28 protein-coding genes, 1 tRNA gene and 1 pseudogene are annotated in these 24,517 nt (G+C 66.3%); 9 read left to right on the plus strand and 21 right to left on the minus strand.

Features of this window, described 5'->3' with window-relative positions; all coding sequences use genetic code 11:
• The 7 genes and pseudogenes from V7D63_RS10230 to serS all read right to left on the minus strand — a co-directional run.
• Window positions 1–529: pseudogene (locus tag V7D63_RS10230) on the minus strand (protein translocase subunit SecD); the annotation flags it as partial.
• Window positions 530–566: 37 nt separating this feature from the next.
• Complete coding sequence (gene yajC, locus V7D63_RS10235) at window positions 567–881, minus strand: preprotein translocase subunit YajC (protein ID WP_333592175.1); 315 nt, start codon at window positions 879–881, stop codon at window positions 567–569.
• Window positions 882–981: 100 nt separating this feature from the next.
• Complete coding sequence (locus V7D63_RS10240; protein WP_333592176.1) at window positions 982–2,040, minus strand: M23 family metallopeptidase; 1,059 nt, start codon at window positions 2,038–2,040, stop codon at window positions 982–984.
• A 97-nt stretch (window positions 2,041–2,137) separates the two neighbouring features.
• Entirely contained in the window at window positions 2,138–2,563 is a 426-nt protein-coding gene (locus tag V7D63_RS10245; protein ID WP_333592177.1) for an OmpA family protein, read from the minus strand.
• Between the two features lie 45 nt (window positions 2,564–2,608).
• Window positions 2,609–3,253, minus strand: coding sequence for a protein-L-isoaspartate(D-aspartate) O-methyltransferase (locus V7D63_RS10250; protein WP_333592178.1), 645 nt, complete (start codon window positions 3,251–3,253; stop codon window positions 2,609–2,611).
• A gap of 31 nt (window positions 3,254–3,284) precedes the next feature.
• Window positions 3,285–4,079 carry a 5'/3'-nucleotidase SurE gene (surE, locus tag V7D63_RS10255; protein WP_333592179.1) on the minus strand — a complete coding sequence of 265 codons (795 nt, stop codon included), beginning with the start codon at window positions 4,077–4,079 and terminating at the stop codon, window positions 3,285–3,287.
• Window positions 4,080–4,241: 162 nt separating this feature from the next.
• Window positions 4,242–5,732 carry a serine--tRNA ligase gene (gene serS / locus V7D63_RS10260; RefSeq protein ID WP_333592180.1) on the minus strand — a complete coding sequence of 497 codons (1,491 nt, stop codon included), beginning with the start codon at window positions 5,730–5,732 and terminating at the stop codon, window positions 4,242–4,244.
• 694 nt (window positions 5,733–6,426) lie between these two features.
• On the opposite strand from serS, the gene V7D63_RS10265 reads away from it, so the two are divergent.
• On the plus strand, window positions 6,427–7,836 hold the full coding sequence (locus V7D63_RS10265; RefSeq protein ID WP_333592181.1) for an alkaline phosphatase PhoX: 1,410 nt from the start codon (window positions 6,427–6,429) through the stop codon (window positions 7,834–7,836).
• Here V7D63_RS10265 and V7D63_RS10270 read toward each other — a convergent pair.
• Window positions 7,805–8,932, minus strand: coding sequence for a COX15/CtaA family protein (locus tag V7D63_RS10270; RefSeq protein ID WP_333592182.1), 1,128 nt, complete (start codon window positions 8,930–8,932; stop codon window positions 7,805–7,807). The two genes, V7D63_RS10265 and V7D63_RS10270, sit on opposite strands and share 32 nt — an antisense overlap.
• Window positions 8,933–9,069: 137 nt before the next feature.
• Here V7D63_RS10270 and V7D63_RS10275 point away from each other — a divergent pair, with 137 nt between their 5' ends.
• From V7D63_RS10275 to V7D63_RS10295, 5 genes are all read left to right on the plus strand, one after another.
• A complete protein-coding gene (locus tag V7D63_RS10275; protein ID WP_333592183.1) occupies window positions 9,070–9,321 on the plus strand; it encodes a transglycosylase in 252 nt (83 codons plus the stop codon).
• Complete coding sequence (locus tag V7D63_RS10280) at window positions 9,321–9,515, plus strand: DUF2842 domain-containing protein (RefSeq protein ID WP_333592184.1); 195 nt, start codon at window positions 9,321–9,323, stop codon at window positions 9,513–9,515. Before V7D63_RS10275 ends, V7D63_RS10280 begins: the two co-directional genes overlap by 1 nt.
• An 82-nt stretch (window positions 9,516–9,597) precedes the next feature.
• Window positions 9,598–9,831 (plus strand): hypothetical protein, encoded by a 234-nt coding sequence (locus tag V7D63_RS10285; protein WP_333592185.1) that lies wholly within the window; start codon window positions 9,598–9,600, stop codon window positions 9,829–9,831.
• Window positions 9,832–9,904: 73 nt separating this feature from the next.
• On the plus strand, window positions 9,905–10,564 hold the full coding sequence (locus V7D63_RS10290) for a hypothetical protein (RefSeq protein WP_333592186.1): 660 nt from the start codon (window positions 9,905–9,907) through the stop codon (window positions 10,562–10,564).
• Window positions 10,561–11,643, plus strand: a complete 1,083-nt coding sequence (locus tag V7D63_RS10295; RefSeq protein ID WP_333592187.1) for a glycosyltransferase — start codon at window positions 10,561–10,563, stop codon at window positions 11,641–11,643. The genes V7D63_RS10290 and V7D63_RS10295 overlap by 4 nt, the downstream gene beginning before the upstream one ends.
• 4 nt (window positions 11,644–11,647) lie before the next feature.
• Here V7D63_RS10295 and V7D63_RS10300 read toward each other — a convergent pair whose 3' ends face one another.
• Entirely contained in the window at window positions 11,648–12,493 is an 846-nt protein-coding gene (locus V7D63_RS10300; protein WP_333592188.1) for a class I SAM-dependent methyltransferase, read from the minus strand.
• A gap of 326 nt (window positions 12,494–12,819) precedes the next feature.
• Here V7D63_RS10300 and V7D63_RS10305 point away from each other — a divergent pair, with 326 nt between their 5' ends.
• Complete coding sequence (locus V7D63_RS10305; RefSeq protein ID WP_333592189.1) at window positions 12,820–13,851, plus strand: acyltransferase family protein; 1,032 nt, start codon at window positions 12,820–12,822, stop codon at window positions 13,849–13,851.
• Here the strand turns inward: V7D63_RS10305 and V7D63_RS10310 are convergent.
• From V7D63_RS10310 to V7D63_RS10355, 10 genes are all read right to left on the minus strand, one after another.
• Entirely contained in the window at window positions 13,841–15,676 is a 1,836-nt protein-coding gene (locus V7D63_RS10310) for a glycosyl hydrolase family 28-related protein (RefSeq protein ID WP_333592190.1), read from the minus strand. The two genes, V7D63_RS10305 and V7D63_RS10310, sit on opposite strands and share 11 nt — an antisense overlap.
• Window positions 15,677–15,700: 24 nt before the next feature.
• On the minus strand, window positions 15,701–15,850 hold the full coding sequence (locus V7D63_RS10315; protein WP_333592191.1) for a hypothetical protein: 150 nt from the start codon (window positions 15,848–15,850) through the stop codon (window positions 15,701–15,703).
• A 75-nt stretch (window positions 15,851–15,925) separates the two neighbouring features.
• Window positions 15,926–16,660 carry a class I SAM-dependent methyltransferase gene (locus V7D63_RS10320; RefSeq protein WP_333592192.1) on the minus strand — a complete coding sequence of 245 codons (735 nt, stop codon included), beginning with the start codon at window positions 16,658–16,660 and terminating at the stop codon, window positions 15,926–15,928.
• Window positions 16,661–17,560: 900 nt separating this feature from the next.
• Window positions 17,561–17,637 (minus strand) — tRNA-Pro (locus V7D63_RS10325).
• Window positions 17,638–17,707: 70 nt separating this feature from the next.
• The gene (locus tag V7D63_RS10330; protein WP_333592193.1) at window positions 17,708–18,118 is read right to left on the minus strand and encodes a MerR family transcriptional regulator; all 411 of its coding nucleotides are present in this window, start codon (window positions 18,116–18,118) and stop codon (window positions 17,708–17,710) included.
• Between the two features lie 4 nt (window positions 18,119–18,122).
• The gene (locus V7D63_RS10335) at window positions 18,123–18,485 is read right to left on the minus strand and encodes an integration host factor subunit alpha (RefSeq protein ID WP_333592202.1); all 363 of its coding nucleotides are present in this window, start codon (window positions 18,483–18,485) and stop codon (window positions 18,123–18,125) included.
• Window positions 18,486–18,506: 21 nt separating this feature from the next.
• Window positions 18,507–19,484 carry a beta-ketoacyl-ACP synthase III gene (locus V7D63_RS10340; RefSeq protein ID WP_333592194.1) on the minus strand — a complete coding sequence of 326 codons (978 nt, stop codon included), beginning with the start codon at window positions 19,482–19,484 and terminating at the stop codon, window positions 18,507–18,509.
• Entirely contained in the window at window positions 19,481–20,554 is a 1,074-nt protein-coding gene (plsX, locus tag V7D63_RS10345; RefSeq protein WP_333592195.1) for a phosphate acyltransferase PlsX, read from the minus strand. Before plsX ends, V7D63_RS10340 begins: the two co-directional genes overlap by 4 nt.
• A gap of 109 nt (window positions 20,555–20,663) precedes the next feature.
• Window positions 20,664–21,182 (minus strand): YceD family protein, encoded by a 519-nt coding sequence (locus tag V7D63_RS10350; RefSeq protein WP_333592196.1) that lies wholly within the window; start codon window positions 21,180–21,182, stop codon window positions 20,664–20,666.
• Window positions 21,179–21,706 carry a ubiquinol-cytochrome C chaperone family protein gene (locus V7D63_RS10355; protein WP_333592197.1) on the minus strand — a complete coding sequence of 176 codons (528 nt, stop codon included), beginning with the start codon at window positions 21,704–21,706 and terminating at the stop codon, window positions 21,179–21,181. The genes V7D63_RS10350 and V7D63_RS10355 overlap by 4 nt, the downstream gene beginning before the upstream one ends.
• Before the next feature lie 88 nt (window positions 21,707–21,794).
• Here V7D63_RS10355 and bamE point away from each other — a divergent pair, with 88 nt between their 5' ends.
• The gene (bamE, locus tag V7D63_RS10360; RefSeq protein ID WP_333592198.1) at window positions 21,795–22,289 is read left to right on the plus strand and encodes an outer membrane protein assembly factor BamE domain-containing protein; all 495 of its coding nucleotides are present in this window, start codon (window positions 21,795–21,797) and stop codon (window positions 22,287–22,289) included.
• 7 nt (window positions 22,290–22,296) lie between these two features.
• Here bamE and V7D63_RS10365 read toward each other — a convergent pair whose 3' ends face one another.
• Complete coding sequence (locus V7D63_RS10365) at window positions 22,297–22,641, minus strand: hypothetical protein (protein WP_333592199.1); 345 nt, start codon at window positions 22,639–22,641, stop codon at window positions 22,297–22,299.
• Between the two features lie 111 nt (window positions 22,642–22,752).
• On the opposite strand from V7D63_RS10365, the gene V7D63_RS10370 reads away from it, so the two are divergent.
• Window positions 22,753–22,965 carry a helix-turn-helix domain-containing protein gene (locus V7D63_RS10370; protein WP_333592200.1) on the plus strand — a complete coding sequence of 71 codons (213 nt, stop codon included), beginning with the start codon at window positions 22,753–22,755 and terminating at the stop codon, window positions 22,963–22,965.
• A 54-nt stretch (window positions 22,966–23,019) separates the two neighbouring features.
• Here the strand turns inward: V7D63_RS10370 and V7D63_RS10375 are convergent.
• On the minus strand, window positions 23,020–24,517 hold a 1,498-nt coding region (locus V7D63_RS10375; RefSeq protein ID WP_333592201.1), incomplete at its 5' end, for a proton/sodium-translocating pyrophosphatase.

Here is a 24,517-nt window from a genome sequence, read left to right on the forward strand (position 1 = left end):
GTTCGCGCGTGCCCAGGCTGTCGATCCGGCGGCGCACCACCTCGATCGACTGATCGACCGCGACCGAACCCATGTTGGCCAGGGCCGCGTCGGTATAGGCGTAGCGGATGCGGTTGTCGGACATGCGCGCGGCCGTCCGTTCCTGCACCCCGCCTGCGGCGCCGGCCGAGGCCAGACCGCGCACCACCTCGAAGGCGGCGTCATATTGACTGGGCTGAGCGATGGTGACCACCACCCCGCCCTGGTCGCGCTGGATGCCGTTGATGTTGATGCGCGCTTCACGCATCGACACCCGCACGTCCTCGGCCATGTTGGTCAGGCGCTTCTCGCGCATGGCCGGCACATCGACTTCCAGCAGCAGATACGATCCGCCTTGCAGGTCGAGACCCAGGTTCAGGGCGTTCTTCGGCAGCCAGCCCGGCAGGCTGGCGCGCTGCTCCGGCGTCAGGGCGTTGGGGAAGGCCAGCAGCAGCCCGAAGACGAGCGACAGTCCGACAAGGATGACTTTCCAGCGCGATAGCTGAATCATGGGCTTATGGTCTCATTCGGCCGGGGCGACAGCCCGCTCAGCCCTTGTCGTTGGCGGCGGCGGCCGTGCGGTTGCGGACCTCGGCCACCATGGTCTTGACCACGCGGACGTTGACGCTGGGGGCGATCTCGACGTTCAGCTCGGCTTCCTCGACGCGCGTCACCTTGCCGATCGTGCCCGAGGACAGGACCACGGTGTCGCCGCGCTTGATGGCCGCGATCTGGGCCTGGTGCTGTTTCACCCGCTGCGACTGCGGCCGCAGGATCAGGAAATAGAACAGGGCGATGATCGCGATGATCGGCAGGAACTGAACGATCATGGCGGTCATGCCGCCCTCGGCGCCGGTGGGCATGGGTTTCTCTCCGGGGACAGGCGACCGTCCACGGCGCCCATTGAAAACGAGGCGCGGAAACTAGGGTGCGAGCCGCCGATTTGCAACGCGGCCTGACGACCTAACGCGGCAGAACCGTCAACGGGTCCACCGCCACCGGTTCGTCGTTGCGCATGTGCCGCGTTTCAAAATGCATCGAGGGGCGTCCGTCGCCCGCCGTCTCGCCGACCGTGCCGATCTGCTGGCCCGCGCGCACACTGTCGCCGTCGCGAACCGTGGTCGAACCCAGATGCCCATAGACGGTGCGCCAGCCGTCGCTGTGCACGACGATGACCGTCAGGCCCTGGGCCGTCAGATCGTCGCCGACATAGGCCACGCGCCCGGCCGCCGAGGCGGCGACCTGGGCGCCGCGCGGCGCGGCGATGTTGATTCCGGTGTTGCGTTCGCCCAGGCCGACCGGCCCGAACCGGCGCACGACGTCGCCCCGCACCGGCCAGTCGAAGGCGATTGACGATCGGGCCGGGACCGCGACGGGCGGCGCGGGCGGATTGCCCGAGCGCGGCGAAGGCGGCGGCGGCGGAGGGGGCGGCGGGGGCGGCGCACCCTCGTTGGGCGTCAGGACACCGGTCGGCGTCGGCCCGGTGGCGTAGGGATCGACGCCCCCGTCCACCGCGTCGTCGGGCAGGCGGATGGCCTGATTGGGGGTGATGGCGCCGCGCGGACCCAGTTGGTTCAGGTCGATCAGGCTCTGGACCGGCGTGCGGAACCGCCGCGCCACGCCCGACAGGGTGTCGCCCTGCTGGATCACATAGGCCGCTCCGCCCACGGCCAGGCCCGCGTCCGCCGTCGAACCGGCGGGCGCCGGGCGTGCGGGCTGCGCCTGCGGCTGACGCGACGACGCCGCGGCGGGGGGCGGAGAAACGGGAGGCGGCGCGGTTCGCACCGGCGGGGCCAGGGCGCCGCCCTCGATCCGCTCCGTCGGCGCGCGGCTGGGCGGCGGGGCCTCATTGACCGGCGGCGGCGCCGCGGGAGTTCCCGGCGCGGGCGGCGGCGGGCCGCCGGGCTGGCCGTAACCCGTCATCGGCCGAGTCGAATAGCGCGGCTCGGTCGGATAGCCGGCGCAGGCCGCCGCGCTCAGCGCCGCCGCCGTGATGATCGCCATCCTGATCCCGTGCCGCATGCCGCGCCCTCCGTCCGCCGATCCGCAATTCGCCCCATTGGGGCGCCCCGAGGGTCCGATTTCAACCCGGCAATAGGCTGGAAATGGGGCGCGGAGGTTAACGACCGAACCGGCCTTGGAAATTCACATCGACCGAAAGTCTTCGATTCAGAGGCTCTCGCACGCCAGGGCCTGTCGGTCGGGCCAGTTGATCCGCCCCATGTCCACGCAGTTCGATCCGACTGGGGTCCAGCCCCAGTTTGACCAGTTCGTCGGCCATCGATTGCGCCCGCCGCCGGGAAAGCTCAGCGGAGAATTCGTCGGCCTCGGCCGTGTCCATATGGGCCGAGATGATGATGCGATAGTGATCGCCCGGGTTCGCGGCGTGGGCGCGAACATAGTGCGCGACCGTGGCAGCGGTCTGATAGCCGCGCGCGGACAATTCGACCCCGCCATATTCAAAATAGTCCAGAAATTGATGCGCCTGCGCCGGACTGGCCGCCGCGAGGACGCCTGAGACCGCGACAAGAGACAGCCACCTCATGACCTCAGCTTTCGCCCATTGGTCTCGAGCGTCAACATCCCGCCGTCACCCCTCCTTGGCCGTGCCCTCGACCAGGGGCACGAACCGCACCTCGCACAGGCTTTCGCGGCGGAACGAGCCGTCAGGCTGGCCGACGTAGCGGTTCAGCATCTGCACCGAGCTGCGCCCCACCGGGCAGACCAGAATCCCGCCCGGCTTCAACTGTTTCAGCAGCTCGGTCGGCTCTCCCGGCGAGGCGGCCGTGACCATGATCCGGTCGAACGGCGCCTGTTCGGGCCAGCCCAGCCCGCCGTCCGAGTGTTTGGTGATGACGTTGTCGACGTCCAGCAGCCTCAGCTTGGTCTCGGCCTCGGCCAGCAGGCTGCGATACCGTTCGACCGAATAGACATAGCGCGCCAGTCGGCTCAGCACCGCGCACTGGTAGCCGCTGCCGGTGCCGATCTCCAGCACGCGGTGGCGCGGCTGGACGTCCAGCGCCTGGGTCATCAGGCCGACGATATAGGGCTGGCTGATCGTCTGGGCGCAGTCGATCGGCAGGGCCTGATCCTCCCACGCCTGGTCCAGGAAATGCGGGTGCACGAAGACGGCGCGGTCGATCGATTCCATGGCCGCCAACACGCGCGTGTCGGTCACCCCCTGCTTACGCAGAGCCAGGATCAGACGCCCGGCGCGGTCGTCGTTCAGCTTCACTTGATCCTCTCCCCTTTTTCAGGAGGGAGGATCATGAGGGCCGCTCCACCGATTTCGGCGGCGCCCCGCCCAGCACCTTCTTCAGGTCGTGCACGCTGCTCATGTGCGTCAGGTCGATGTGCAGCGGCGTGACCGAAATCTTGCCGTCCGCGATGGCCCGCAGGTCCGTGCCCGCCGGATGCTCCTGCTTCTCGCCGCGGAAACTCATCCAGTAATAGTCGCGGCCGCGCAGGTCGGTGCGCCGCACCGCGTGCATTTCGCCCACGTCGCGGAAGCCCTGGCTCGTCACCTCGACCTCGGTCACCGCCTCGGGCGGGCGGTTGGGGAAGTTCAGGTTCATCACCACCCCCGGCGCCCACGGCTGGTCCAGCAGGCGGCGGATGATGGCGGGAGCATAGTGTTCGGCCGTCTCCCAATGGGCGACGACGTCGTCGTGGAACCGCTCCAGGCTCTGGCTCAGGGCGATGGAGCGGATGCCGAAGGCCATGCCCTGCAAGGCCCCGGCGACGGTGCCGGAATAGCTGACGTCCTCGCCGATGTTGTGGCCGCGATTGACCCCCGACAGCACCAGATCGGGCCGTTCCGGCATCAGGTCGTTGACGGCCAGGACGACACAGTCGGTCGGCGTGCCGGTCACGGCGAACCGCTTGTCCTCGATCCGATGCACCCGCAGCGGCTCGGTCAGGGTGATCCCCCGCCCCTTGCCCGACTGCTCGACGGCGGGCGCGCACACCCAGACGTCGTCCGACAGCACGCGGGCGATCCGCTCAAGACAATCAAGGCCTTCCGCCCCGATCCCGTCGTCATTGGTGAGGAGAATTCTCATGCGCCTTCCTTCTCCCCCTGGGGGAGAAGATGGCTCGCGGAGCGAGACGGATGAGGGGTAAGGCGGCCCCACCCCCCAATATACGACCCGGCGAACACAGCCCCCTCATCCGAGCCGCGTCGCGGCCCACCTTCTCCCCCGAGGGGAGAAGGAAGACAGGTCTCACCCCACATGGGTCATCCCCTTGGGCATGTAGGGGCGCAGCGCCTCGGGCACGACGATCTTTCCGTCCGCGTCCTGATAGTTCTCCATGATCGCCACCAGGGTCCGGCCGACGGCCAGGCCGCTGCCGTTCAGCGTATGGACGAACTCGGTCTTCTTCTCGCCGGCGCGCTTGAACCGGGCGTCCATGCGCCGGGCCTGGAAGTCGCCGCAGTTCGAGCAACTGCTGATCTCGCGATAGGCGTTCTGCGACGGCAGCCAGACCTCCAGGTCATAGGTCTTGCGCGCACTGAACCCCATGTCGCCCTTGCACAGCAGCATGCGGCGATACGGCAGCTCCAGCGCCTTCAGCACCGCCTCGGCGCAGGCCGTCATCCGCTCGTGTTCGGCGTCGGAATCCTCGGGCCGGGTGATAGAGACCAACTCGACCTTGTGGAACTGGTGCTGGCGGATCAGCCCGCGCGTATCGCGCCCCGCCGAACCCGCCTCGGCCCGGAAGCACGGCGTCAGGGCGGTCAGGCGCATGGGCGTGGCCAGGTCGTCCTCGGTGAGTTGCTGGCCCATGACGAGATTGGTCAGGGAGACTTCGGCAGTGGGAACCAACCACCGGCGGGAAGTCACGTCTTCCGCCTTCAGCGCGGTAAGAACAGAGTTTCGGAGATCGAGCAGGTACTGCTCAAAATCTTCATGACCAGGCAGCGCCTCGTTCCGTTGACGGAACTCGTACATCGCGTCGGCGAGGCCAACCCAGTCGGGAAGTGTCTCACTGTAGATCCCGCCGTACAGAAAGGCGTCGAGAGAAATCTCGCCGAAGCTGAGCGCGGAGAACAAGTCGTTCCGAAACTTCGGCAACTGCCCGGTTCCGAACATCGCCTCGTCGCGCACCAGATAGGGTGGATTGACCTCCAGATAGCCGTGCTCGGCCGTCTGCATGTCCAGCATGAACTGGCCCACGGCCCGTTCCAGCCGCGCCAGCCCGCCCTTCAGCACGGCGAAGCGCGCGCCGCTCATTCGCGCGGCGGCCTCGAAGTCCAGCAGGCCCATCGCCTCGCCCAGGTCGGCGTGATCCTTGGCCGGACCCGTCGTGCGCGGTTCGCCCCAGCGGCCGGTCTCGACATTGCCCGCCTCGTCCTCGCCGTCCGGCACGCTGGCGTCAGCCAGGTTCTTCTGCGCCGCCAACAGGTCGCGCAGCGCCCGGCTCTTGTCGGTCTCGATGGTCTCGTTGGCCGAAATCTCGCCCTTCAGCCCCTCGACCTCGGCCTTCAGCCGTTCGGCCTCGGCCATGTCCTTCCGGCCCATCGCCGCGCCGATCAGCTTGGACGCGGCGTTGCGCTTGGACAGGGCCTCCTGCCCCGCCGTCTGGGCCGCGCGCAGGGCCAGATCCAGGCTCAGCGCCTGATCGACGATCTCTTGCGCATTCTCGACGCCGCGCGACGACCAGCCCGCGATGTACAGGTCGCGGTTCTCACGGATGGCCTTGATGTCGTGCATGGGAGGGGTCTTGTCGGCGGGCGTTCAGGGAGGACAAGGCTCTACCCCCCCCGACCGACTCGGGCAATCGGGACCGTCGCCCCTCTCCCGTTGGGAGAGGGATTCCCGTTGAGTGGCGGTGTCGAGATTCGGCCCTTCTTCCCCCCGCTCATCCCCGCGAAAGCGGGGACCCAGTCCTGTTACCGAGACGCCGGTGTTTCAGGACTTGCGATGGCGGATCACAAGCGCCGCCGCATCACCCAAAGATCTGGGTCCCCGCTTTCGCGGGGATGCACGGAAATGTGGGGGAACCAAGCCGCCGACACCCGACGGGAATACAGCCTTGGAACAGGGATGCCCAAGCCGCCCCTCACCCTTTCGCCTGACCGATCGCTACGCTCCCGGAGGCTCAAGCCCTCTCCCAATGGGAGAGGGGCGGCCATGGCCTTCACGCCTGCAGACGCCACGCGCCTGAACCCTCTGTCTTTTCCGGTTTCTCGAACCGATCCGTTCGGCGCCCGGTTTTCCGCTCTATGATGGGTCCCCTTCGCCCTGACGCCAGACCCGAAATAGACTCGATAGACTCGATAGACCCCGTTTTTTCAGCCGGACGGCGTGGTCCCTTCTTTCGATGAGAGAGAGACAAGGGGTCCCTGTCATCAAATCTTGAACCGCGCCCGGCATAAGCGCGGCGTTCCCGTGGAGTTCCTGTCCCATGCGTCTTGACCGTCGCGGCCTGATCACCGGATCGACCGCCGCCCTCGCCTTCTCGGGTCTGGCCCGCCAGGCCGCCGCCCAATCGACGACCGAACAGCCCCCGCTGAATCAGGTCTTCGGCTACGGCCCGCTGAAGCCCGATCCGAACCGCATCCTGGACCTGCCCGAGGGCTTCACCTATCGCGTCATCGCCCAGGGCGGCGAGACCATGGACGACGGCCTGTTCATGCCGGGCCAGTTCGACGGCATGGCCTGTTTCCCGGCCGGGGGGACGCGCGTCGCCCTGGTCCGCAACCACGAACTCAAACACGGCAACCGCAGCCACCGGAACTGGGGTCCCGGCGGGCTGAACCTGGAACGGATCGGCCAGATCCCGGCCGACCGCGTCTATGACACCTTCAAGAACGGCAAGCCCCTGGGCGGCGGCACCACCACCCAGATCTATGATCTGGCGACCGGCCGCACGGTGTCGCAGCGGCTCAGCCTGGTCGGCACCTCATACAACTGCGCCGGCGGGGCCACGCCCTGGGGAAGCTGGCTGAGCTGCGAAGAGACCGAGGCCACGCCGGACACCGACGACGTCATGAAGCCCCACGGCTGGGTCTTCGAGGTTCCGGCCCTGGATCGCGGCCTGGCCGATCCCACGCCGTTGAAGGCCATGGGCCGGTTCGACCATGAGGCGGCGGCCGTCGATCCGCGCACGGGCATCGTCTATCTGACCGAGGACAAGCCCGACAGCCTGTTCTATCGCTTCATCCCCGACCGTCCGGGCGAACTGGCGCGCGGCGGGCGATTGCAGGCCATGGTCATCCGCGACAAGCCGGGGGCCGACACCTCCAACAAGACCGAGCGGCTGTGGAACGTCGGCGATTGGCTGGCCGTCGACTGGCTCGACCTGCATGAGGTCGAAAGCCCCAACAAGGACCTGCGGATGCGTGGACGCGCCGACGGCGCCGCCATCGTGGCGCGCGGCGAAGGCATCCACTGGGGCGACGGCGAACTGTATCTGACCCCCACGGCGGGCGGGCCGATCGGGCGGGGTCAGATCCTGCGCTATGTCCCCTCACGCGACGAGGGCCGCCCCGGCGAGCGCCGCCGCCCCGGCCGCATCCAACTGTTCGTGGAAAGCACCGACCAGCGCGTGCTGAACATGGGCGACAATCTGACGGTCACGCCCTGGGCGCACCTGCTGGTGTGCGAGGACAACTATTCCGAGACCAATCCCAACTTCCTGCGCGGCGTCACCGCGCGCGGCGAGACCTACGCCATCGCCAAGTCGGCCTATGTGACCAATTCGGAATTCGCGGGCGTCTGCGTGTCGCCGGACGGATCGACCGTCTTCGTCAACATTCAGACGCCGGGGATCACCTTCGCGATCACCGGCCCCTGGGCGGCCTTCCAGAGGTGAACAGCCGGGGCTGGCTGCGCAACACCAGCCACAGATTGACCGTCGCCAGCCCCAGCACGATCACCGCCCCTGCCTGGTGCAGCACGCCCAGCGGCAAGGGCACGGCGTGCATCAGGGTGGCGATCCCCAGCACCGCCTGCAACCAAACCGCCCCCGCCAGCACGACGGCCGAGAAGCCCAATCCCTCGGCCAGTCGCCAGCGCCAGGCCTGCACCGCGTATCCGGTGGCGAAGATCATCACCGCATAGGCCCAGACCCGGTGCATGAACTGCACCAGCGCCTGGTCGTGCAGCACCGCCAGAACGCCCTTTCCGGCCCAGTCGACCGGCGCCAGCACCGCGCCGTTCATCAGCGGCCAGTCGGTGTAAACGAAGCCCGCCTTGGCCCCCGCCACCAGGGCGCCCAGCAGGCACTGCACGAACACCGCGCCCAGCAACAGGGCCGCGGCCCGGCTCCAGCCCGCGGGCGAGCGCGAATGCTCCGGCCCGAACCAGGCCTCCAGCCCGGTCCAGATCAGGCCCGTGAAGATGATCAGGGCCAGGCCCAGATGCGTCGCCAGACGCTCGGGCGCCACATCGACCCGGACCTCCAGGCCGGACGCCACCATCCACCAGCCGATCAGCCCTTGCAGACCGCCCAGGCCCAGAAGGACCAGCACCCGCCAGAACAGACGATCCGGCATCGCCAGCCGCCGCACCCAGACGGCCCCGGCCGCGCCGCGCAGGATCATCGCCTCGGCCAGGCGCGCGATCACCGCGGCCAGCACCGGCAAGCCCACCACCAGGCCGATGAACCGCCCCAGGAACCGATGCGCCCACTCCCACCAGAAGATGCCCTGGAACTCGCCCAGGCTCATGCCGGCGTTGACCTGCTGGTACTGGGGGATGGCCTTGTATTTCTCGAAGGCCTCGGCCCACTGGGCGTCGTTCAGGGGCGGGACGGCGCCCAGAATGGGCTTCCATTCGGTGATCGACAGGCCCGATCCAGTCAGGCGCGTCGCCCCGCCCACCACGACCATGGCGAAGACCAAGGCCGCCGTGATGAACATCCAGACCGCCACGGCGCGGTCGCGATCACGGGTCCCGAAACGGTTCATTCGACGCCTGACGCTAAGCTCGATATGCTCGTCGCCCGGCTCTTCGTCGGGCGCCTCGGGTGCGATATGCCCGTGTACGGCGGCGAGATCGAGTCGCTTTCGACGGACCAACGGTCGCACAGCCTCAGGAGCCAGTCTTGCAGTACGCCGAAGTGATCGCCGCCGTTCTCGGCGTCCTGGCCCTGGCCGCCCTGGCCGATCAGATGACGGGCAAACGCGGCTTCTTCGCCACCTTCCTGGTCTCGGCCGTGGGCGCCGCCTGCGGCTGGTTCCTGGCGGTGCGGGTGTTCTCGATCTCGACCCTGACGGACTGGACCTGGGTCGGCTGGGCCATGGCCGGATCGGCCGTCTGCCTGGTCGCCTTCTTCCTGTTTCGGAGCAAGCGCTGATGCCGCCTCGCGCGCGCCGTCTGGTCGCCTCGATCGCGGTTTTGGCCTTCCTGACGTTCTGGGTCTGGGGCGCGGTGACCCTGTCGACGCGCCTGCCAGACAATTTCCTGGTCGAACTGCTGTTCTACGCCCTGGCCGGGACCTGCTGGGGCCTGCCCCTGATCCCTCTGTTGAAATGGGCCGAGCGCGGTTAGCCGCTAAGGGACCGGCCTGTTCGATTTCCGTTGACGATTCGTCGTGGAGACCGCACGTCGGGCGGACGTTTGCGAGGAGCCGATGAAGGTATTGGTCGCATTTCTGGCGGTCCTGGCGTTCGGCGCCCTGGCCTTGCCGTGGCTGATGTTCTTCAAGCGCATGCGCAAGGCGTTCCGCAGGAAACGCGGCTGGAAGACGTGGCGAAAGCTGGGGCTGCGAACCGGCGGCGGCATGGTGGCGGCCTTCATCGTACTGCTGCTGATCATCAACTTCTGGCCGTCAGAGATCACCCACACCTACATGGACGGCCAATAGGGCGCGGGCTGGCCTGTCGGGCCAAGTCTCGGTAATCAGTGATCGATGTTCCACGGTCCTGAAGGGCGTCGCCATGCGAGCGATCGTGAAAGCCTTGATCCCCGCGCCGGTTCGGCAGCGGCTGCGCCTGGCCCGCAAGTCGGTTCGCTACGCCTATCGCAAGGCGCGCATCCGCGGCGCGGTGCGCCGCAACGCGCCGCTGAAGATCATCGTCGGCGCGGCCGAGACCTGGCGTCCGGGCTGGTATTCGACGAATGAGCAGTGGCTGGACATCACCTCCGCCAAGGACTGGGAGGAGACCTTCGCGGGCCGTCCGCTTCTGACCCATGTCGTGGCCGAACACGTCTTTGAACACCTGACCCATGACGAGGCCGCCCAGGCCCTGCGTCTGATCGCCCGTCATCTGCAGCCGGGCGGCCGCATCAGGATCGCGGTGCCCGACGGTTTCCACCCGGACCCGACCTATATCCGCCACGTGGGGATCGGGGGCATCGGCGACGACGCCGCCGACCACAAACAGCTTCTCAACGCCGACGTGCTGCGCGGTCTCATCACCGACGCCGGTTTCAAGGCGACCCTGGTCGAGGGGTTCGAGCGTGACGGACGCCTGGTCCAAACCCCCTGGCGCGAAGAGGACGGCTACGTCTGGCGCAGCCGCCAGAACCCCTCGACGGCCGTCTTCGATTTCGTTGATGCGGAAACCTCGCTGATCGTGGACGGCGTCCTGGCATGAAACCCGCCGTGGCGTTGGCCACGATCGCCATGCACCGGATGGCCGGCGGGCTGGAGCGCAATGTCGCCTATCTGGCCAACGATCTGGCCCAGGCGGGTCATCGCGTCGTGCTGATGACCTTCGATCCGCCGGGCGCCGAGGCCTTCTACGACCTGCATCCCGCGGTCGTCTGGCGTCGCCTGGACGGCCGCCCCCACGCCGCCATCCCCTTCCGCGAGCGGCTTCGGTTGATCCAGCGGATGCGCCGGGTGTTGATCGAGGATCAGGTGGGCCAGATCGTCTGTTTCCACCACGGCATCCTGGCGCGCTTTCTGATGGCGCGGATGGGCTTGAACGTCCGGCTGATCTGTTCGGAACGGAATGCGCTGAGCCTGTATCGCTATGCGTCCACGCGCAAATGGAACCTCAACTTCCTGCTGATGGCCTTCGTGGACCGCATCACGGTTCAGTTCGCGCGCTATGCCGACGACTACCCCGCCTGGTTGAGGCGCAAGATCTCGGTCGTGCACAATCCGGTCTGGCCCGCCGCGTCGGGCGTGGCGAAACGCGACCCGGTCATCCTGTCGGTGGGGCGTCATTCCACCCAGAAACGGTTCGACCTGCTGATCCAGGCCTTCGCCAGGATCGCCGCCGACAGGCCGGATTGGCGCCTGAAGATCGTCGGCGACGGTCCCTTGCTGGCCGCCAACGCCGCCGCCGCCCAGGCTTCGGGCCTGGCCGACCGCATCGCGCTGATGCCCGCCACGCCCGACGTCCAGGACGTGATGGCCGCCAGCGAAATCTATTGCCAGCCCTCGCAATGGGAAGGCTTCCCCAACGCCCTGGCCGAGGCCATGGCCAACGGCGCCGTGCCGGTCGGATTTCGTGAGACCGCGGGAGTCAGCGACCTGATCCGCGACGGCGTCGACGGCCGTCTGGTCGATGGACAGGCAGGCGCGGCGGCCTTGGCGCGCGGGCTGGCCGAGATCATGGATGCGCCGGATCTGCGTAGACGCCTGTCCAAGGCCGCGCGTGACCTGCCTGAACGCTATTCGGTCGCGGCGTGGCGTCAGGCCTGGCGAGACGTTCTGTCGCTCTGACCCCTCAGCCCCGCTTGATCGCCCAGAAGGCCGACGGCGGCCGGTTCCTGGCCCGCTCGCCCAGCCGGTCCCAGATCGCCGCCAGCGGGCCGATGTGCGCGCCCTGGCGGTACAGCCAGTGGTTGGCCAGTTGGATGTCGAAATACTTCGGCCCGGCCAGCAGCATGGCGGCCAGCAGGTATTGCTCGTTGAAGCCCCAGTCCCGCCATCCCTCTGGATAGTCGTAGGGCAGGAAGACGTCGTGGACGCCGACCAGAACGCCAGGCTTCAGGCGTGGGATCACCTCGGTCATGCAGACGGTGACGTCCGAGTTCATGAACGACCGGTGCGAGTTGTCGATGAACAGCACATCGCCCGGCTCCAACCGGTCGAAGATCGCCGGATCGACGTTTTCGACCGGTTGACGGATCACCTCGTCGCAGACGGCGTCGACCTCGGCGCGCGGGGCCGGGTCGATGGAGACGATGCGCGTGTCCCTGTCCGCCTGTCGCAAGGCGGCGCGCACGAACAGGGTCGAGTTGCCGCTGCCGACCTCCATATAGGTCTTCGCCCCGCTCGCGGCCCACATCAGCGACAGGGCGTCCAGGGCCGGCAGCATGGGGTTGTGCCAGTTGATGGCGGCCAGATCGGGATAGGCCCGCGTCTCGATCGCCTCGACCACCGGCATGAAGGCCGCCAGTTCGGCCAGATTGGCCTGCTGCCGCGCCGCCGTCGCGCCGATGATTTCGGCCAGGTACGGATCGCCCGCCTCCCAGCGCGGCCGGAAGGTGATCGGATACTCTATCCAGACGGGCTGGTGGCCCATGCCGATGCGCTTGAATGCGCGCAGAGTTTCGCGGATGCGCCCCATGCGTGACGCTTACATCACCGTTCTCTCAGCGCCTAGCGCGTGACCGAGAACAGATAGGCGCCCGCGGGAGGGGAAAGCGATCCGGCCGTAAGGTTGCCGAATGCGATCCTCACCTTGTTCGTCGCCGACACCCGCGCCTTGCCGACCAATATCCCCGCCGTGTGGCCTGGTGGCGAAACGCCGATCAGGCGTCCTTGTCTCCAGTCAACGAGGAAATGTTGAAAACAACGATGTCCGCCCAACTACTCCACTTCTACTAATGCCTACCCTCCCCACAACTTATAAGGATGACTGGACAGATTGGCGATGTGCCTTAGGGTTGCGTCATGAGCGAAAAATCGAAGCTGATGCAACTCGAATCCGCTCGCGGCATCGCGGCGTTGATCGTGGTTCTGTATCATTTTCATTCGACATCGCCTTTGACCGCTAATCTCTTCGTTCTGCGCAGCTACCCGGTCGATTTCTTTTTCGTTCTTTCGGGTTTCGTGATCGCGTTGAACTATGGAGGCATGCGGACGTGGGCTGAGGCCGTTGCGTTCATACGTCGCCGTTTCTGGCGGCTCTATCCGCTTCATCTCGCACTCTTGCTGGCCTATGTCGCGTTCGAGACCTTGCAGTGGCTTATTGAGCAGCGCACGGGCCAGGTTGGCGAGGTGGCCGCCTTCACCCTCAACGGCCCCGTGGCGGTCATCGCGCACGCCACATTGACGCAAGCCATCCTGCTGCCCGACCTGACACTGAACGTCCCCGCCTGGTCGATATCCACGGAGTTCTGGGCCTATGTGATCTTTGCGCTAGCGGTATTGATCCGACATAGGGCGTTGCTTGTTGTTGGCGTGATCTCTGCTGCGATGGTCCTTGTGCTGGACGGCGGCGGCCTGTCGGCCACGGGCGCGCCTGGCGCGATCTTTCGCTGTCTCTACAGCTTCATGATCGGCGTTGGAGCATGTGCGGTCTTCGACAAGGTGCGCGTGCCCAGAGCAGGCTGGATCGCGATCGGCGCCTTCGCAGTCGCCACTGTACTGTCTATCGGCGGTTGGGCGGTCATGCTGATTCCGTTCGCATTCGCAGCCTTGGTCATCGCTCTCGCCAAATCGTCCGGCGGTCCATTGTTGTGGTCGCCGCTGACCTGGATCGGCACGCGCTCGTACAGCGTATACATGGTCCATTTCCTGGCCTGGCAGTTAGCGACGTTGGCGCTGCGCAAGATCGGCCTGGACCCGATGCAGATGCCGACGTGGCAGTCCACGCTCGTGGTGCTGGCCATGGTCGGTGTGGTGTTGGGCGTCTCGGCCCTCACCTATGCTTGGATCGAACGGCCCTTCATGCAACGGGGCGCGCGACGCCTTAACGCGTGACCGAAAACCGATAAACGCCGGCAGGCGGCGTCAAGGCGCCCGCCGTCACGTTCGCGAACTCGATCCGCACGGTATTCGTCGCCGACACCCGCGCCTTGCCGATCAATATCCCCGCCGTGTGGCCTGGAGGGGAGAACTCGACCACATCGCCGCTGCGAACCCCCGTCACGGTGAAGGCCTCGTCCGAGCTTGAGTTGGCGGACACGGACGCGGGCGTCAGACTGGCCGTGAATTTCAGCGGCCCGGCCGCCGACCATGTCGCCCATGTCGAGGCGTCAATCGCCTTGCGGATGTACCGAGTGTGGGCGTTGATCGTGCTGTAAAATGGGACGAACTCTTGCCAGATCGCTTCGCTGGCGTGGTCTGACATCCGATAAGTGATCAACCAGCCCGAATCGTCAGCCGTGATGACCGCGTCGTTGGCAAGGCGAATGGTCGTGACGCCTCGCGGAAACGCAGACGGCAGAGACGCCGCGAGAAGGAAGTTACCGGAGGTTCCGCAGTAGTCACCGCGCGCCGTGCGAAATGACCCCGGCGATGTCGCCACCGGCATCTTGTTGTCGCGAAACACATTCAGCAGGGCCGTTGTGGAGCCGTCTGCTTGGATGCAGCCATTTGAGGGCGAACCTAGGAAAGTGTTTTCTTCAATGGACCACGACGTATAGCTCGTGGAAGGGCTTCCTTGCCCGACGCGCAGATGCGCTTGGGTTGACCCGCTACAGACATTCCGCGCCCAGACTACGTTTTCACTGTGGTCGGTGATCCCGTTTCCAACCGCCGTGTTACAGATCAGCACGTTGTCGCAAATCAGCCAGTCGCGAACCATGTAGTCGGCGGTGCCGTTGCCGATGATCAACCGCCCCTTGCCAGTTCCGGTCGACGTGCACTGGTTACCGGTGAACTGCAGCCCCCAGACGGACCCTATCACCTTCTCAAGCACGTACTGGCAATCATCGATCTGGTTGTCGGCGATGATGATGCCGTGCTTGACGCTCGGCAGGGCGGTGGCCGTGTAAATGCAGACCCCGGCATAGGCGCCCGACATCTGGTTGTTGGCGATGACGATGTTCGCCAGGCTTCCCGCTGGGATGCCGTCGGTGGCGATAGTGACGTGGCCGCGGTTCCCGCCCGACAGGCTGAACCGATTGTTGGTGACCCGAACGTTCTTGATGACGCTATAGGATTCGTCCGGCTCGAAATCGATGCCGCCAGGCATGTCGTTCCGGCCCCAACGGGTGAAGCTGTTGCCGTCGATCACCATGTCGTCGCAGTCGATGATCGAGATCGGGTTGCGGCCGCCCGAAGCGCCGTACAGGACGCCGTCGAAATGGTTGTCGCGGATCGTGACCTGATGGTTGTGCCGCTCGTTCGCCGGGCCGCCGCCGAAACCCGAAGCGATGGTGATGGCGTCGCCGCGCGGCCCCTCGAAGACGCAGTCGGCGATCAACAAGCGCTTGACGCCGGTCAGGTAGAGAAGGCCAGCGAACTCGCTATGACCGGCGCTCGCCACCGTGCCCAGGAATTTGATGCCTCGGATCGAAATGTCGGTGATGAAGCTGGCCGCATCGGCGCTGGCGCAACCGATCGCCGCGCGCGGAGCCGCGCTGTAGGGCGAGATGACGCTGTTCGCGCCGGACCCGAACAGCGTCGTGCCGCTGATCAGGATCGCGCCGGTCGGCGTCGCCCCGCTATTGTTGAAATCGACCCGAAAGCGGCCCGGCGGCACATAGATGCGCCCGCCCTGGGCCAGGGCTTCGGCGAAGGCCGCCGTGTCATCCGTAACGCCGTCGCCGGCCGCGCCGAAATCTCTGACGTTCAGGGTCATGGATGCCTCCAGAGGGGATGATCTCTATGGTGATCTACGCACGGGCTTGATCGCCATACGCCCGGTGCAGCCCGTCCAGGCCAGCAGCAGGGCGATGTCGTTGGCCGCCAGATATTCGTCCACCGTCTTCTGAGACCCGGACCAGCGGCCGTAGCCGTCGATGAACAGCGCCATGCCCCCTGCCTAGCACGGCCAACGTGACGGGGCGACGCTTGAAAGAACGGAAGTCTGCGAGGGAGCGATCAACGCCTAGAAGGGCTTGTACCGGCGCCAATAGCGCTGATCTTCGGCCACCTTCCTCAGAATGATCATGCGCGGCTTCCGAAAGAAGCCGTGCGACTTGTACGGCAGGCGGGTCAACATGTTGGGGGACATCGGGATCACCGAGCCGATCTTGGCCAACATGGCCAGCCCTGGCGATTGGGGCCAAGCGTGCACCTTGCGCACGACCTCGTAGCAGGGGAACTGTTCGACGTATCGAAAGGCCTTGGCGACGGGCGGGATGCCGGTGTCGTCGACGGCCAGATATCCCCCTGTCCGCAGCAATTTGGTCGAGAAGATCATGTCGAACAGCGCGTGTTCAAAACTGTGGTTTCCATCCACGAAGATCATATCGAACCGGCGCTCCTCCTGAACCCATCGCGGCAGGAGGATTTCCGACAGCTCCTCGACGAAATCATAGTTGTCGTGCCCTTCCCGCTTCAGGGCGGCCCGTCCGGCCCCACGCCAATCGGTTTCCTGGAACGGATCCACGATGGTGTGACGAGCGTCCGGGCGCCCCTTCAGGGCGTCACAGATGAACAGTGACGACACGCCCTGCGCACAGCCGATCTCCATGGTTTTGAGTATGGAGGCGTCCGACCGGATCAACTCGGTCAACGCCTGACCTTGGGCGCGCGAGATGAAGGAGGAACCGGCGATTCGCTTGCCGGCGGCGTCATGGGTGAACTGCTGGTCGATGATCTGTTCGGCGAGGGCGGACATGATCGTGACCTAACACGGGTCCGGGACCAGCTCCAGCAACCGCCTGGGGCCGCAGGATGGAGGAACCGTCACACGGAATGCTGGACGGGCGATCGGCACTCACGTCGACCGCTCGTCAGAACAAGTTGAACCCTTAGGATTAGCGGGTCCGAGCGGACGGATTTGGGCCGCCAGTTGAGGAGTGATAGAAAAAAGGATGGGCGAGGTTGTGGGCATCAGAAGCGGGGTCGCGGCTAAGGCGCTGAGTGCGCCGCTGGGGGCGCCGTCCGTGCAGCCAAGAGTTTTTGAACCGAAACCTCACCACTACGATGCTGACGTCATCGCAATTCGTCAGGTCGAACCGTCAGGGGAAATGGTCACCGTCGACAAGGCCGAATACGACCGAGGTCAAGAAGCGTTAGCCAGGATCAAACAAGAGCGGCTTCGGCGTCAGCCCCGGCGCCCAAAGTGAACTATCCCGCGCTCCTCGGTTGCACGACATGCCTTATCTGTGCGGTGGGGTTGATCTGGCGGGGGCGAATAGACGCCCAGTATCGATTGCTGGCTGTGGCGTTCGTGCCGATCTATTTGCTGATGGCGCTATGGCTGGGGTGTCTGGGCGTTCAGCCCCCCCCTGACTATTCAGCTTTGAACGTACCGCAGATTGGTGACCTCATGGCGCAGGCCATGCGGTCGAAATGACAGGCATGGCGTTCGCCGCAGCTCATTCTTGCAGCCTGCAGCCTGATCCTCGCGCTTCGCGCAAAGGATGACCGTCTTGTGCTTCAGGCCTGCGCTGTTCTGTTCGGGATCTTCTGCCCCGCAACAAAAGTCGGACGACGTCTGACCAGCAAGTTGGACGGGTGATCCGCGCCAACGCCGATCACCCGCCATAAACCATTCAACCAGCTATGGTTTTAATGGTCGGAGCGACAGGATTCGAACCTGCGACCCCTTGACCCCCAGTCAAGTGCGCTACCAGGCTGCGCCACGCTCCGAGAGGCGCTCCTATAGACGGGGATTTCGGCGCCGCAAACCCCAAAACGCCGCCAAAACGCCAAGCAGGCTTCAGCGCGTCAAAACGGCGTCCAGGCGCGTCCGCGCGCCTTCGATCTCGGCCAGCAGGCGCTGCAGGCGGATCACCGACGAACTGGCGGCCGCCGAAGCCGGAGACGCATCCGCCGAAACCGTTTCGACGGTTTCGATCGTCACGCCCTCGCCGCCCAGCAGACGCTTCAGCCCGCCGTCCTTGTGCAGACGCTGGACCCCCCGAATGGTCAGGCCGTCGTCATGCAACAGCTTCTTGACCGCCTTCAGCACCGCCACGTCCTGGGGTCGATAGAAACGGCGGCCGCCCGCGCGCTTCACCGGCGTGATGAAGCTGAATTTCGTTTCCCAGAACCGCAGCACGTGTTGCGGCGTCCCGACCTCGTCGGCGGCTTCGGAGATGGTGCGAAAGGCGTTCGGGCTTTTGGCCATCGGCTCAGCTCACGACGGCGTCGTGAACTCGGCCCTTCATGATCTGCGAGGCGCGGAAACTGATGACCCGGCGCGGATGGATGGTCGCAGGTTCGCCCGTCTTGGGGTTGCGGCCCATGCGCGCGCGTTTGTCGCGCACCTGGAAGACGCCGAAGCCCGACAGTTTCACGGTGTCCCCGCGCTCCAGCGACTCGACGATCAGTTCCAGCGTCCGTTCGACCAGGATCGAACACTCTTGGCGGGACAGGCCCACCTCGTCATGCACCGCCTCGCAGAGGTCGGCACGGGTAAGGGTTTGTTGTCCGGCCACTTCAGCCTCCCGCTCCCAATTCCGCGCGGCGCCCATAGAGCGTGAACGACGCGCGATGTCAAAGCCTGGAAACACGCCCTACAGGCGAATTGCGCAGGCGCCCCATGTCAGTCCGCCGCCCATGGCCTCCAGCAGCACCAGATCACCCCGCTTGATCCGCCCGTCCTTGATCGCCGTATCCAGCGCCAGAGGGATGGAGGCGGCCGAGGTGTTGGCGTGCACGGCCACGGTCGACACGACCTTGTTTTCGTCCAGGCCCAGGCGGTCGCCCACGCCCTTGATGATACGCTGATTGGCCTGATGCGGCACGAACCAGTCGATGTCGGGGATGGTCACCCCGGCCGCCGCCGCCGCCGCCGTCACCGCCTCGGCGATATTGACCACCGCGTGACGGAAGACCTGATTGCCCGCCATGCGCAGATGACCGACCGAGCCGGTCGTGGCGGGTCCGCCGTCGACGTACAGCAGGTCCGTCTTGGCGCCGTCGCAGCGCAGGGCGAAGCCCAGCATGCCGGTGTCGGCGGGCGTCCCCTGCCCTTGCGTCGGCTCCAGCACCACGGCCCCGGCCCCGTCCCCGAACAGGACGCAGGTGGTCCGGTCGGTCCAATCCATCAGCCGGGTCATTTCCTCGGCGCCGATGACCACCGCGCATTTCGCATTGCCCCGGGCGATGAAACCGTCGGCGACGCTCAGCGCATAGACGAAACCCGAACACACGGCCTGAACGTCGAAGGCGATGCAGACCGGCGCCCCCAGCTTGCGCTGCACGATGGCCGCCGTGGCCGGAAAGGTCATGTCCGGCGTGGTCGTGGCGACGATGATCAGATCGACGTCCGCGGCGGTCTTGCCCGCGTCTTCCAGGGCCTTGCGGGCCGCCTCGACGGCCAGGTCGCTGGTCGGTTGGTCGTCGCGGGCCTTGTGGCGCTGGCGGATGCCGGTGCGTTCGACGATCCATTCGTCGGAGGTGTCGACGATCTCGGCCAGATCGTCATTGGTGACGATCTGTTCCGGCAAATAGGATCCCACGCCGGTGACGGCGCTGCGGATGACGCTCACTGATCACGCTCCCCGGCCGGAGCGGCGGCGGTCGCCGGTTCGGCCGAATGGTCGAAGACGGCGTCCAGCCGCTTCAGGTTCCCGGCCACCTTGGCCAGATAGTCGCTACGGGCCAGGTCCACCGCGATGCGGATGGCCGAGCCGAAACCGCTGGCGGTCGCCCCGCCGTGGCTTTTCACCACCAGGCCGTTCAGACCCAGCAGCGGCCCGCCGTTGATGGCGTTCGGATCGATGCGGGCGCGCATCTTCTTCAAGGCCGGCATGGCGATCAGGGCGCCCAGTTTGGACGTCACGCTGGACGACAACGACTCGCGCAACAGGGTCGAGATCAGGCGCGCCGTGCCCTCGGCCGTCTTCAGGGCGATATTGCCGGTGAAGCCGTCGGTGACGACCACGTCGATCTCTCCCGTCGCCAGGTCCGTGCCCTCGACGAAGCCGTGATAATTCAGGTCGAAGGCGCCCTCGCGCAGGATGCGATGCGCCTCGCGCACCTCCTCATGGCCCTTCATGTCTTCAGAGCCGACGTTCAGCAGGCCGATGCGCGGCCGCTGCACGCCGTGGACCGCCGTCTGGAAGGCCTCGCCCATGATGGCGAACTCGACCAGTTGCTCGGCGTCCGAGGCGATATTGGCGCCCACGTCCAGCACCGCCGTGTGACCGCCCTTCACCGTCGGCCAACTGGCGACCAGGGCCGGCCGCTCCAGCCCCGGCGCGGTCATGCGCAGGATCAGCATGGAGATGGCCATCAGGGCGCCGGTGTTGCCCGCGGATACGGCCGCCGAGGCCTCGCCCGTCTTCACCGCCTCGACGGCGTTCCACAGGCTGGAGCCTTTGCCCCGGCGCATGGCCAGGGCGGGCTTTTCGTCCATGGCCACGACCTTGTCGGTATGGCGGATTTCACAGACCGACGCGTCCAGGTGCAGCCGGGTCATTTCCGCCTGGATCGCCGCCTCGTCGCCATGCAGCAGAAAGCGAAGGCCGTCTCCGCCATGGCGGCGCAGATAGTCTTTCACGCCGCCCACGACCACGGGTGGACCGTGATCGCCGCCCATGGCGTCAAGCGAGATCATCGTCGGGGATGGCAAGGGGATCCTGAACTCCGTCGCGCCGTCTGACGCGGCGCTTGGTCCTGGCGACGATAGCGCCGCCCCGTGGGGATGCAACCGGCTGGACGCTACGTCAACCTTGGCCTTCACCGTCAGCGGACTTGAACTGTTTGAGCACGGCGAAGGGATTGATTTCGTTCGGCTCGGGCGGCTGAACGAATTCCGCGCCCGGCTTGCGCGGGAACGGGTCCAGCGACAGGGCCAGTTGTTCGACCGCATATTGGCCCAGGTCGATCTTGCCGTCCTCGATCAGATCCGGCGCCTCGTCATCGATCGAGACCTCGATCTCGGGCGCGTCCTCGACGCCTTCCGCCAGGTCCAGGGCGAACGTCCGGTCGATGACGACGGGCAACGGCTCCAACGTCAGGCCGCAGCTCTGCACGGCGTCGGCCCGGATGCGCCCGCTCAACCGCCAGCCCGTTTCATGGGGCGTCAGCTCCAGGGCCGCTTCAAAGGCGTCCAGCGACGCCAGGTCCAGTTCGCGGGCGATCCTGCGACGCACGTCGTCGTCTGGCGTCAGGGTGCGGCTCAGGCCCGCGCCGATCTGGTTCACACGGACGATGTCGCTCAGCGGCGGCGCGATCGGATTCATGGGTTCACCTCGGCCCAGTCGGGTCCCTTTTCCAACGCCTTCAGGTCCTGGGCCGTCAACCGCGCGCGGCTGTCCAGGACATAGCGGGCCAGGGCGCGTCCCGCCTCGGCGTCCTGGGTTTCCAGCACGTTGCGGGCGATCGCCGCCGCCAGGGCGTCCGCGTCATCGGCCTTCAGCGCGGTCTCATAGGCCTGCATCCGGCCGTACAGGGCCTCGCCCAGCTTGCGCATCTTCTTGCCCACGGCCACGTCGCTGACGCCCAGTTCACGCAGGGCGTGGTCCAGCGCCGAGACATAGGTGTCGAACAGGGCCTGGCCGACATCGCCGCCCTCCTCGTCCATCTCGCGCAGGCGCATGACCAGCAGCAGCACATGCAGGGTGTACAGCTCGAACCGCGCGTCGATGCGGTCGGCCACGCCCATGGCGGTGTAGAAGCCGGGCGTGCGCGCCTGGGCCACGGCCCTGGCGTACAGGGCGTCGATGCGGGTCCGCGAGGGACCGGTTCGGAACAGCGTTCTCAACATTGTCGGCGGCCCCTTTTCCGCCGCGACGTTGAACTAGGACGCAGGTCCGGCTAGGTCAAAGACCTTGTTTTCTCGCAGGCGCCTTTACATGTCCCGTCAAGCTTCCGCCTTCGCCCTCCGCGCCGCCATGGCCGCCGCCCTGTTGGGGTCCGCCGCGGCCTGTGCGCCCGTCGTGGGCCAGAACGGCTTCCAGGCCATCGACGCCAAGCCGATGGACATCGTCGCGGGCACGGACACCAAGGCGACCGTCCTGGCCCGTCTGGGTTCGCCGTCCACCACCTCGACCTTCGAGAAGGACCAAGTCTGGTACTACATCAGCCAGCTCACCGAGAAATACACCTTCCGCCGCCCTGAAGTGACCCAACGGTCGGTGACCGAGATCACCTTCACCGAAGGCTCGGACCAGGTCGCCGGCGTCCGCACCCTGACGCTGGCCGACGGCCAGACGGTCGGCATGGACGGGCGCCAGACCCCGACCCGGGGCCGCCGCCTGACGGTGCTGGAGCAGCTTCTGGGCAACGTCGGCCGCGGCCAACTGCCCCGTACGGAAGAGAATGTCCCCGGCCAGCGCCGCCCGGACTAGGCCGCCCTCAATTCTTCATCTGCGGACACCGGCCCCAGCTCTCTGAGGTTCGGCAAAGATTCTTGCGCGCCAGCTCTCGCTCGAACTGCTGGCGCAGCGCGCAATTGCGTGCGCGGACCAGTTCGTCTTGGTCGAGAAGGCACAGGGCGTCGACGCGATCCCACTGACGTTTCAACCCCTGGCTTTCGCTGTCCCACAGGGTGTCGGCGGCGGTCTCCGCATTGGCCGCCGTTGTTTCCGGTGATGCAACCAGGCCGGGATGATTTCTGTTATTCCACTGATAACATTGACTGATTGCGACAATCGTACCGATCAGTAAGAAGGCCGCCACCACCCAGGTCTCACCCCGCATCTCGCCACCTCAAGATTGATCCTATTTTGGGATCATACGGCAATAGAGGCGATAGCGGAACCCAGATAGGCGCCTCCTCCCCCCTCTATGGCCGACTGGGTTTCATCCGCGATGCACCGCGACATTGTCGCGGCACTCGTCCTGGCGCGCCGCGCCGAGGGCCTGACCCAGCGCGACCTGGCCCAGAAACTGGGCAAGCCCCAGTCCTATGTCGGCAAGGTCGAATCGATCGAACGCAACCTCAGCATCTCGGAATTCTGGTCCTGGGCGGACGCCGTAGGCCTGGACCCCGGCGGCCTGTTGAACCGGGTCGGCGCCAAATGAAAAAGGCCCCGGAGCGAACCCCGGGGCCTTCTTCGTTTCAGCCTATGGCCGCGATCAGACGATCTTGCCCGAGGCCAGCACCGCCAGAAGCAGCAAGGCCACGATATTGGTGATCTTGATCATCGGGTTCACGGCGGGACCGGACGTGTCCTTGTAGGGATCGCCCACCGTATCGCCGGTCACCGCGGCCTTGTGAGCCTCGGAGCCTTTGCCGTGGGTCTGGCCGTTGCGGTCGGTGAAGCCTTCCTCGATCACCTTCTTGGCGTTGTCCCATGCGCCGCCGCCCGAGGTCATCGAAATGGCGACGAACAGGCCGGTCACGATGACGCCCATCAGCATGGCGCCCAGGGCGGCGAAGGCGTTGGCCTTGTCCGGCTGGATCATCAGGATGACGGTGAACAGCACGATCGGCGACAACACCGGCAACAGCGACGGCACGATCATCTCCTTGATCGCCGCCGAGGTCAGGATGTCGACCGCGCGGCCGTACTCGGGCTTGACCTTGCCGGTCATGATGCCGGGGTTCTCGCGGAACTGACGGCGAACCTCGGCCACCACCGATTCGGCGGCGCGCCCCACGGCCGTCATCGACAGACCGCCGAACAGGAAGGGCAGCAGCCCCCCGAACAGCAGGCCGACCACGACGTAGGGGTTGGCCAGATCGAAGGCGACCGGACCCAGACCCTCGAAGAAGCTGCCCGGCGCGGCTTCGGCCGAGAAATGCTTCAGGTCTTCGGTATAGGCGGCGAACAGCACCAGGGCGCCCAGGCCGGCCGAACCGATGGCGTAGCCCTTGGTCACGGCCTTGGTCGTGTTGCCCACGGCGTCCAGGGCGTCGGTCGAGTGACGCACTTCCGGCGGCAGGCCCGCCATCTCGGCGATGCCGCCGGCGTTGTCGGTGACCGGACCAAAGGCGTCCAGCGCCACGATCATGCCCGCCACGCCCAGCATGGTGGTGGTGGCGATGGCGATGCCGAACAGGCCCGCCAACTGATAGGTCACCACGATGCCGACAATGATGGTCAGGGCCGGCAGGGCGGTGGATTCCAGCGACATGGCCAAGCCCTGGATGACGTTGGTGCCGTGGCCCGAAACCGAGGCGTTGGCGACCGACTTCACCGGGCGGAAGCCGGTGCCGGTGTAGTATTCGGTGATGACCACGATGGCGGCCGTCACGACCAGGCCGACGACGCCGGACCAGAACAGGTTCATCGGCTCGATGGTCAGCCCGCCGTTGGTCACGACCGGGCCGGTGACCAGGGTGGTGATGATCCACCAGACCGCGCCCGCCGACAGGACGCCGGTGACGATCAGGCCCTGGTACAGGGCGCCCATGATGTTGCCCGACTTGCCCAGGCGCACGAAGAAGGCGCCGATGATCGAGGTGACGATGCAGACGCCGCAGATGGCCAGCGGCAGCAGCATCATCACGTCCACATAGGGCTGGCCGCGGAAGAAGATGGCGGCCAGGACCATGGTCGCCACGATGGTGACGGCATAGGTCTCGAACAGGTCGGCGGCCATGCCGGCGCAGTCGCCGACGTTGTCGCCC

The sequence above is a fragment of the Brevundimonas sp. genome (assembly GCF_036732845.1).
Classification (GTDB): domain Bacteria; phylum Pseudomonadota; class Alphaproteobacteria; order Caulobacterales; family Caulobacteraceae; genus Brevundimonas.

What these genes read in the sequence shown, in the direction of transcription:
- V7D63_RS10295 (WP_333592187.1), top strand. Translation starts at nt 10,561, where the DNA reads ATGAAACCCGCCGTGGCGTTGGCCACGATCGCCATGCACCGGATGGCC.
- V7D63_RS10265 (WP_333592181.1), top strand. Translation starts at nt 6,427, where the DNA reads ATGCGTCTTGACCGTCGCGGCCTGATCACCGGATCGACCGCCGCCCTC.
- V7D63_RS10320 (WP_333592192.1), bottom strand. Translation starts at nt 16,660, where the DNA reads ATGTCCGCCCTCGCCGAACAGATCATCGACCAGCAGTTCACCCATGAC.
- serS (WP_333592180.1), bottom strand. Translation starts at nt 5,732, where the DNA reads ATGCACGACATCAAGGCCATCCGTGAGAACCGCGACCTGTACATCGCG.
- V7D63_RS10270 (WP_333592182.1), bottom strand. Translation starts at nt 8,932, where the DNA reads ATGAACCGTTTCGGGACCCGTGATCGCGACCGCGCCGTGGCGGTCTGG.
- V7D63_RS10350 (WP_333592196.1), bottom strand. Translation starts at nt 21,182, where the DNA reads ATGAATCCGATCGCGCCGCCGCTGAGCGACATCGTCCGTGTGAACCAG.
- V7D63_RS10240 (WP_333592176.1), bottom strand. Translation starts at nt 2,040, where the DNA reads ATGCGGCACGGGATCAGGATGGCGATCATCACGGCGGCGGCGCTGAGC.
- V7D63_RS10315 (WP_333592191.1), bottom strand. Translation starts at nt 15,850, where the DNA reads ATGGCGCTGTTCATCGACGGCTACGGCCGCTGGTCCGGGTCTCAGAAG.
- bamE (WP_333592198.1), top strand. Translation starts at nt 21,795, where the DNA reads ATGTCCCGTCAAGCTTCCGCCTTCGCCCTCCGCGCCGCCATGGCCGCC.
- plsX (WP_333592195.1), bottom strand. Translation starts at nt 20,554, where the DNA reads ATGATCTCGCTTGACGCCATGGGCGGCGATCACGGTCCACCCGTGGTC.
- V7D63_RS10280 (WP_333592184.1), top strand. Translation starts at nt 9,321, where the DNA reads ATGCCGCCTCGCGCGCGCCGTCTGGTCGCCTCGATCGCGGTTTTGGCC.
- V7D63_RS10285 (WP_333592185.1), top strand. Translation starts at nt 9,598, where the DNA reads ATGAAGGTATTGGTCGCATTTCTGGCGGTCCTGGCGTTCGGCGCCCTG.
- V7D63_RS10290 (WP_333592186.1), top strand. Translation starts at nt 9,905, where the DNA reads ATGCGAGCGATCGTGAAAGCCTTGATCCCCGCGCCGGTTCGGCAGCGG.
- V7D63_RS10310 (WP_333592190.1), bottom strand. Translation starts at nt 15,676, where the DNA reads ATGACCCTGAACGTCAGAGATTTCGGCGCGGCCGGCGACGGCGTTACG.
- V7D63_RS10305 (WP_333592189.1), top strand. Translation starts at nt 12,820, where the DNA reads ATGAGCGAAAAATCGAAGCTGATGCAACTCGAATCCGCTCGCGGCATC.
- V7D63_RS10300 (WP_333592188.1), bottom strand. Translation starts at nt 12,493, where the DNA reads ATGGGGCGCATCCGCGAAACTCTGCGCGCATTCAAGCGCATCGGCATG.
- surE (WP_333592179.1), bottom strand. Translation starts at nt 4,079, where the DNA reads ATGAGAATTCTCCTCACCAATGACGACGGGATCGGGGCGGAAGGCCTT.
- yajC (WP_333592175.1), bottom strand. Translation starts at nt 881, where the DNA reads ATGCCCACCGGCGCCGAGGGCGGCATGACCGCCATGATCGTTCAGTTC.
- V7D63_RS10330 (WP_333592193.1), bottom strand. Translation starts at nt 18,118, where the DNA reads ATGGCCAAAAGCCCGAACGCCTTTCGCACCATCTCCGAAGCCGCCGAC.
- V7D63_RS10245 (WP_333592177.1), bottom strand. Translation starts at nt 2,563, where the DNA reads ATGAGGTGGCTGTCTCTTGTCGCGGTCTCAGGCGTCCTCGCGGCGGCC.
- V7D63_RS10355 (WP_333592197.1), bottom strand. Translation starts at nt 21,706, where the DNA reads ATGTTGAGAACGCTGTTCCGAACCGGTCCCTCGCGGACCCGCATCGAC.
- V7D63_RS10365 (WP_333592199.1), bottom strand. Translation starts at nt 22,641, where the DNA reads ATGCGGGGTGAGACCTGGGTGGTGGCGGCCTTCTTACTGATCGGTACG.
- V7D63_RS10370 (WP_333592200.1), top strand. Translation starts at nt 22,753, where the DNA reads ATGCACCGCGACATTGTCGCGGCACTCGTCCTGGCGCGCCGCGCCGAG.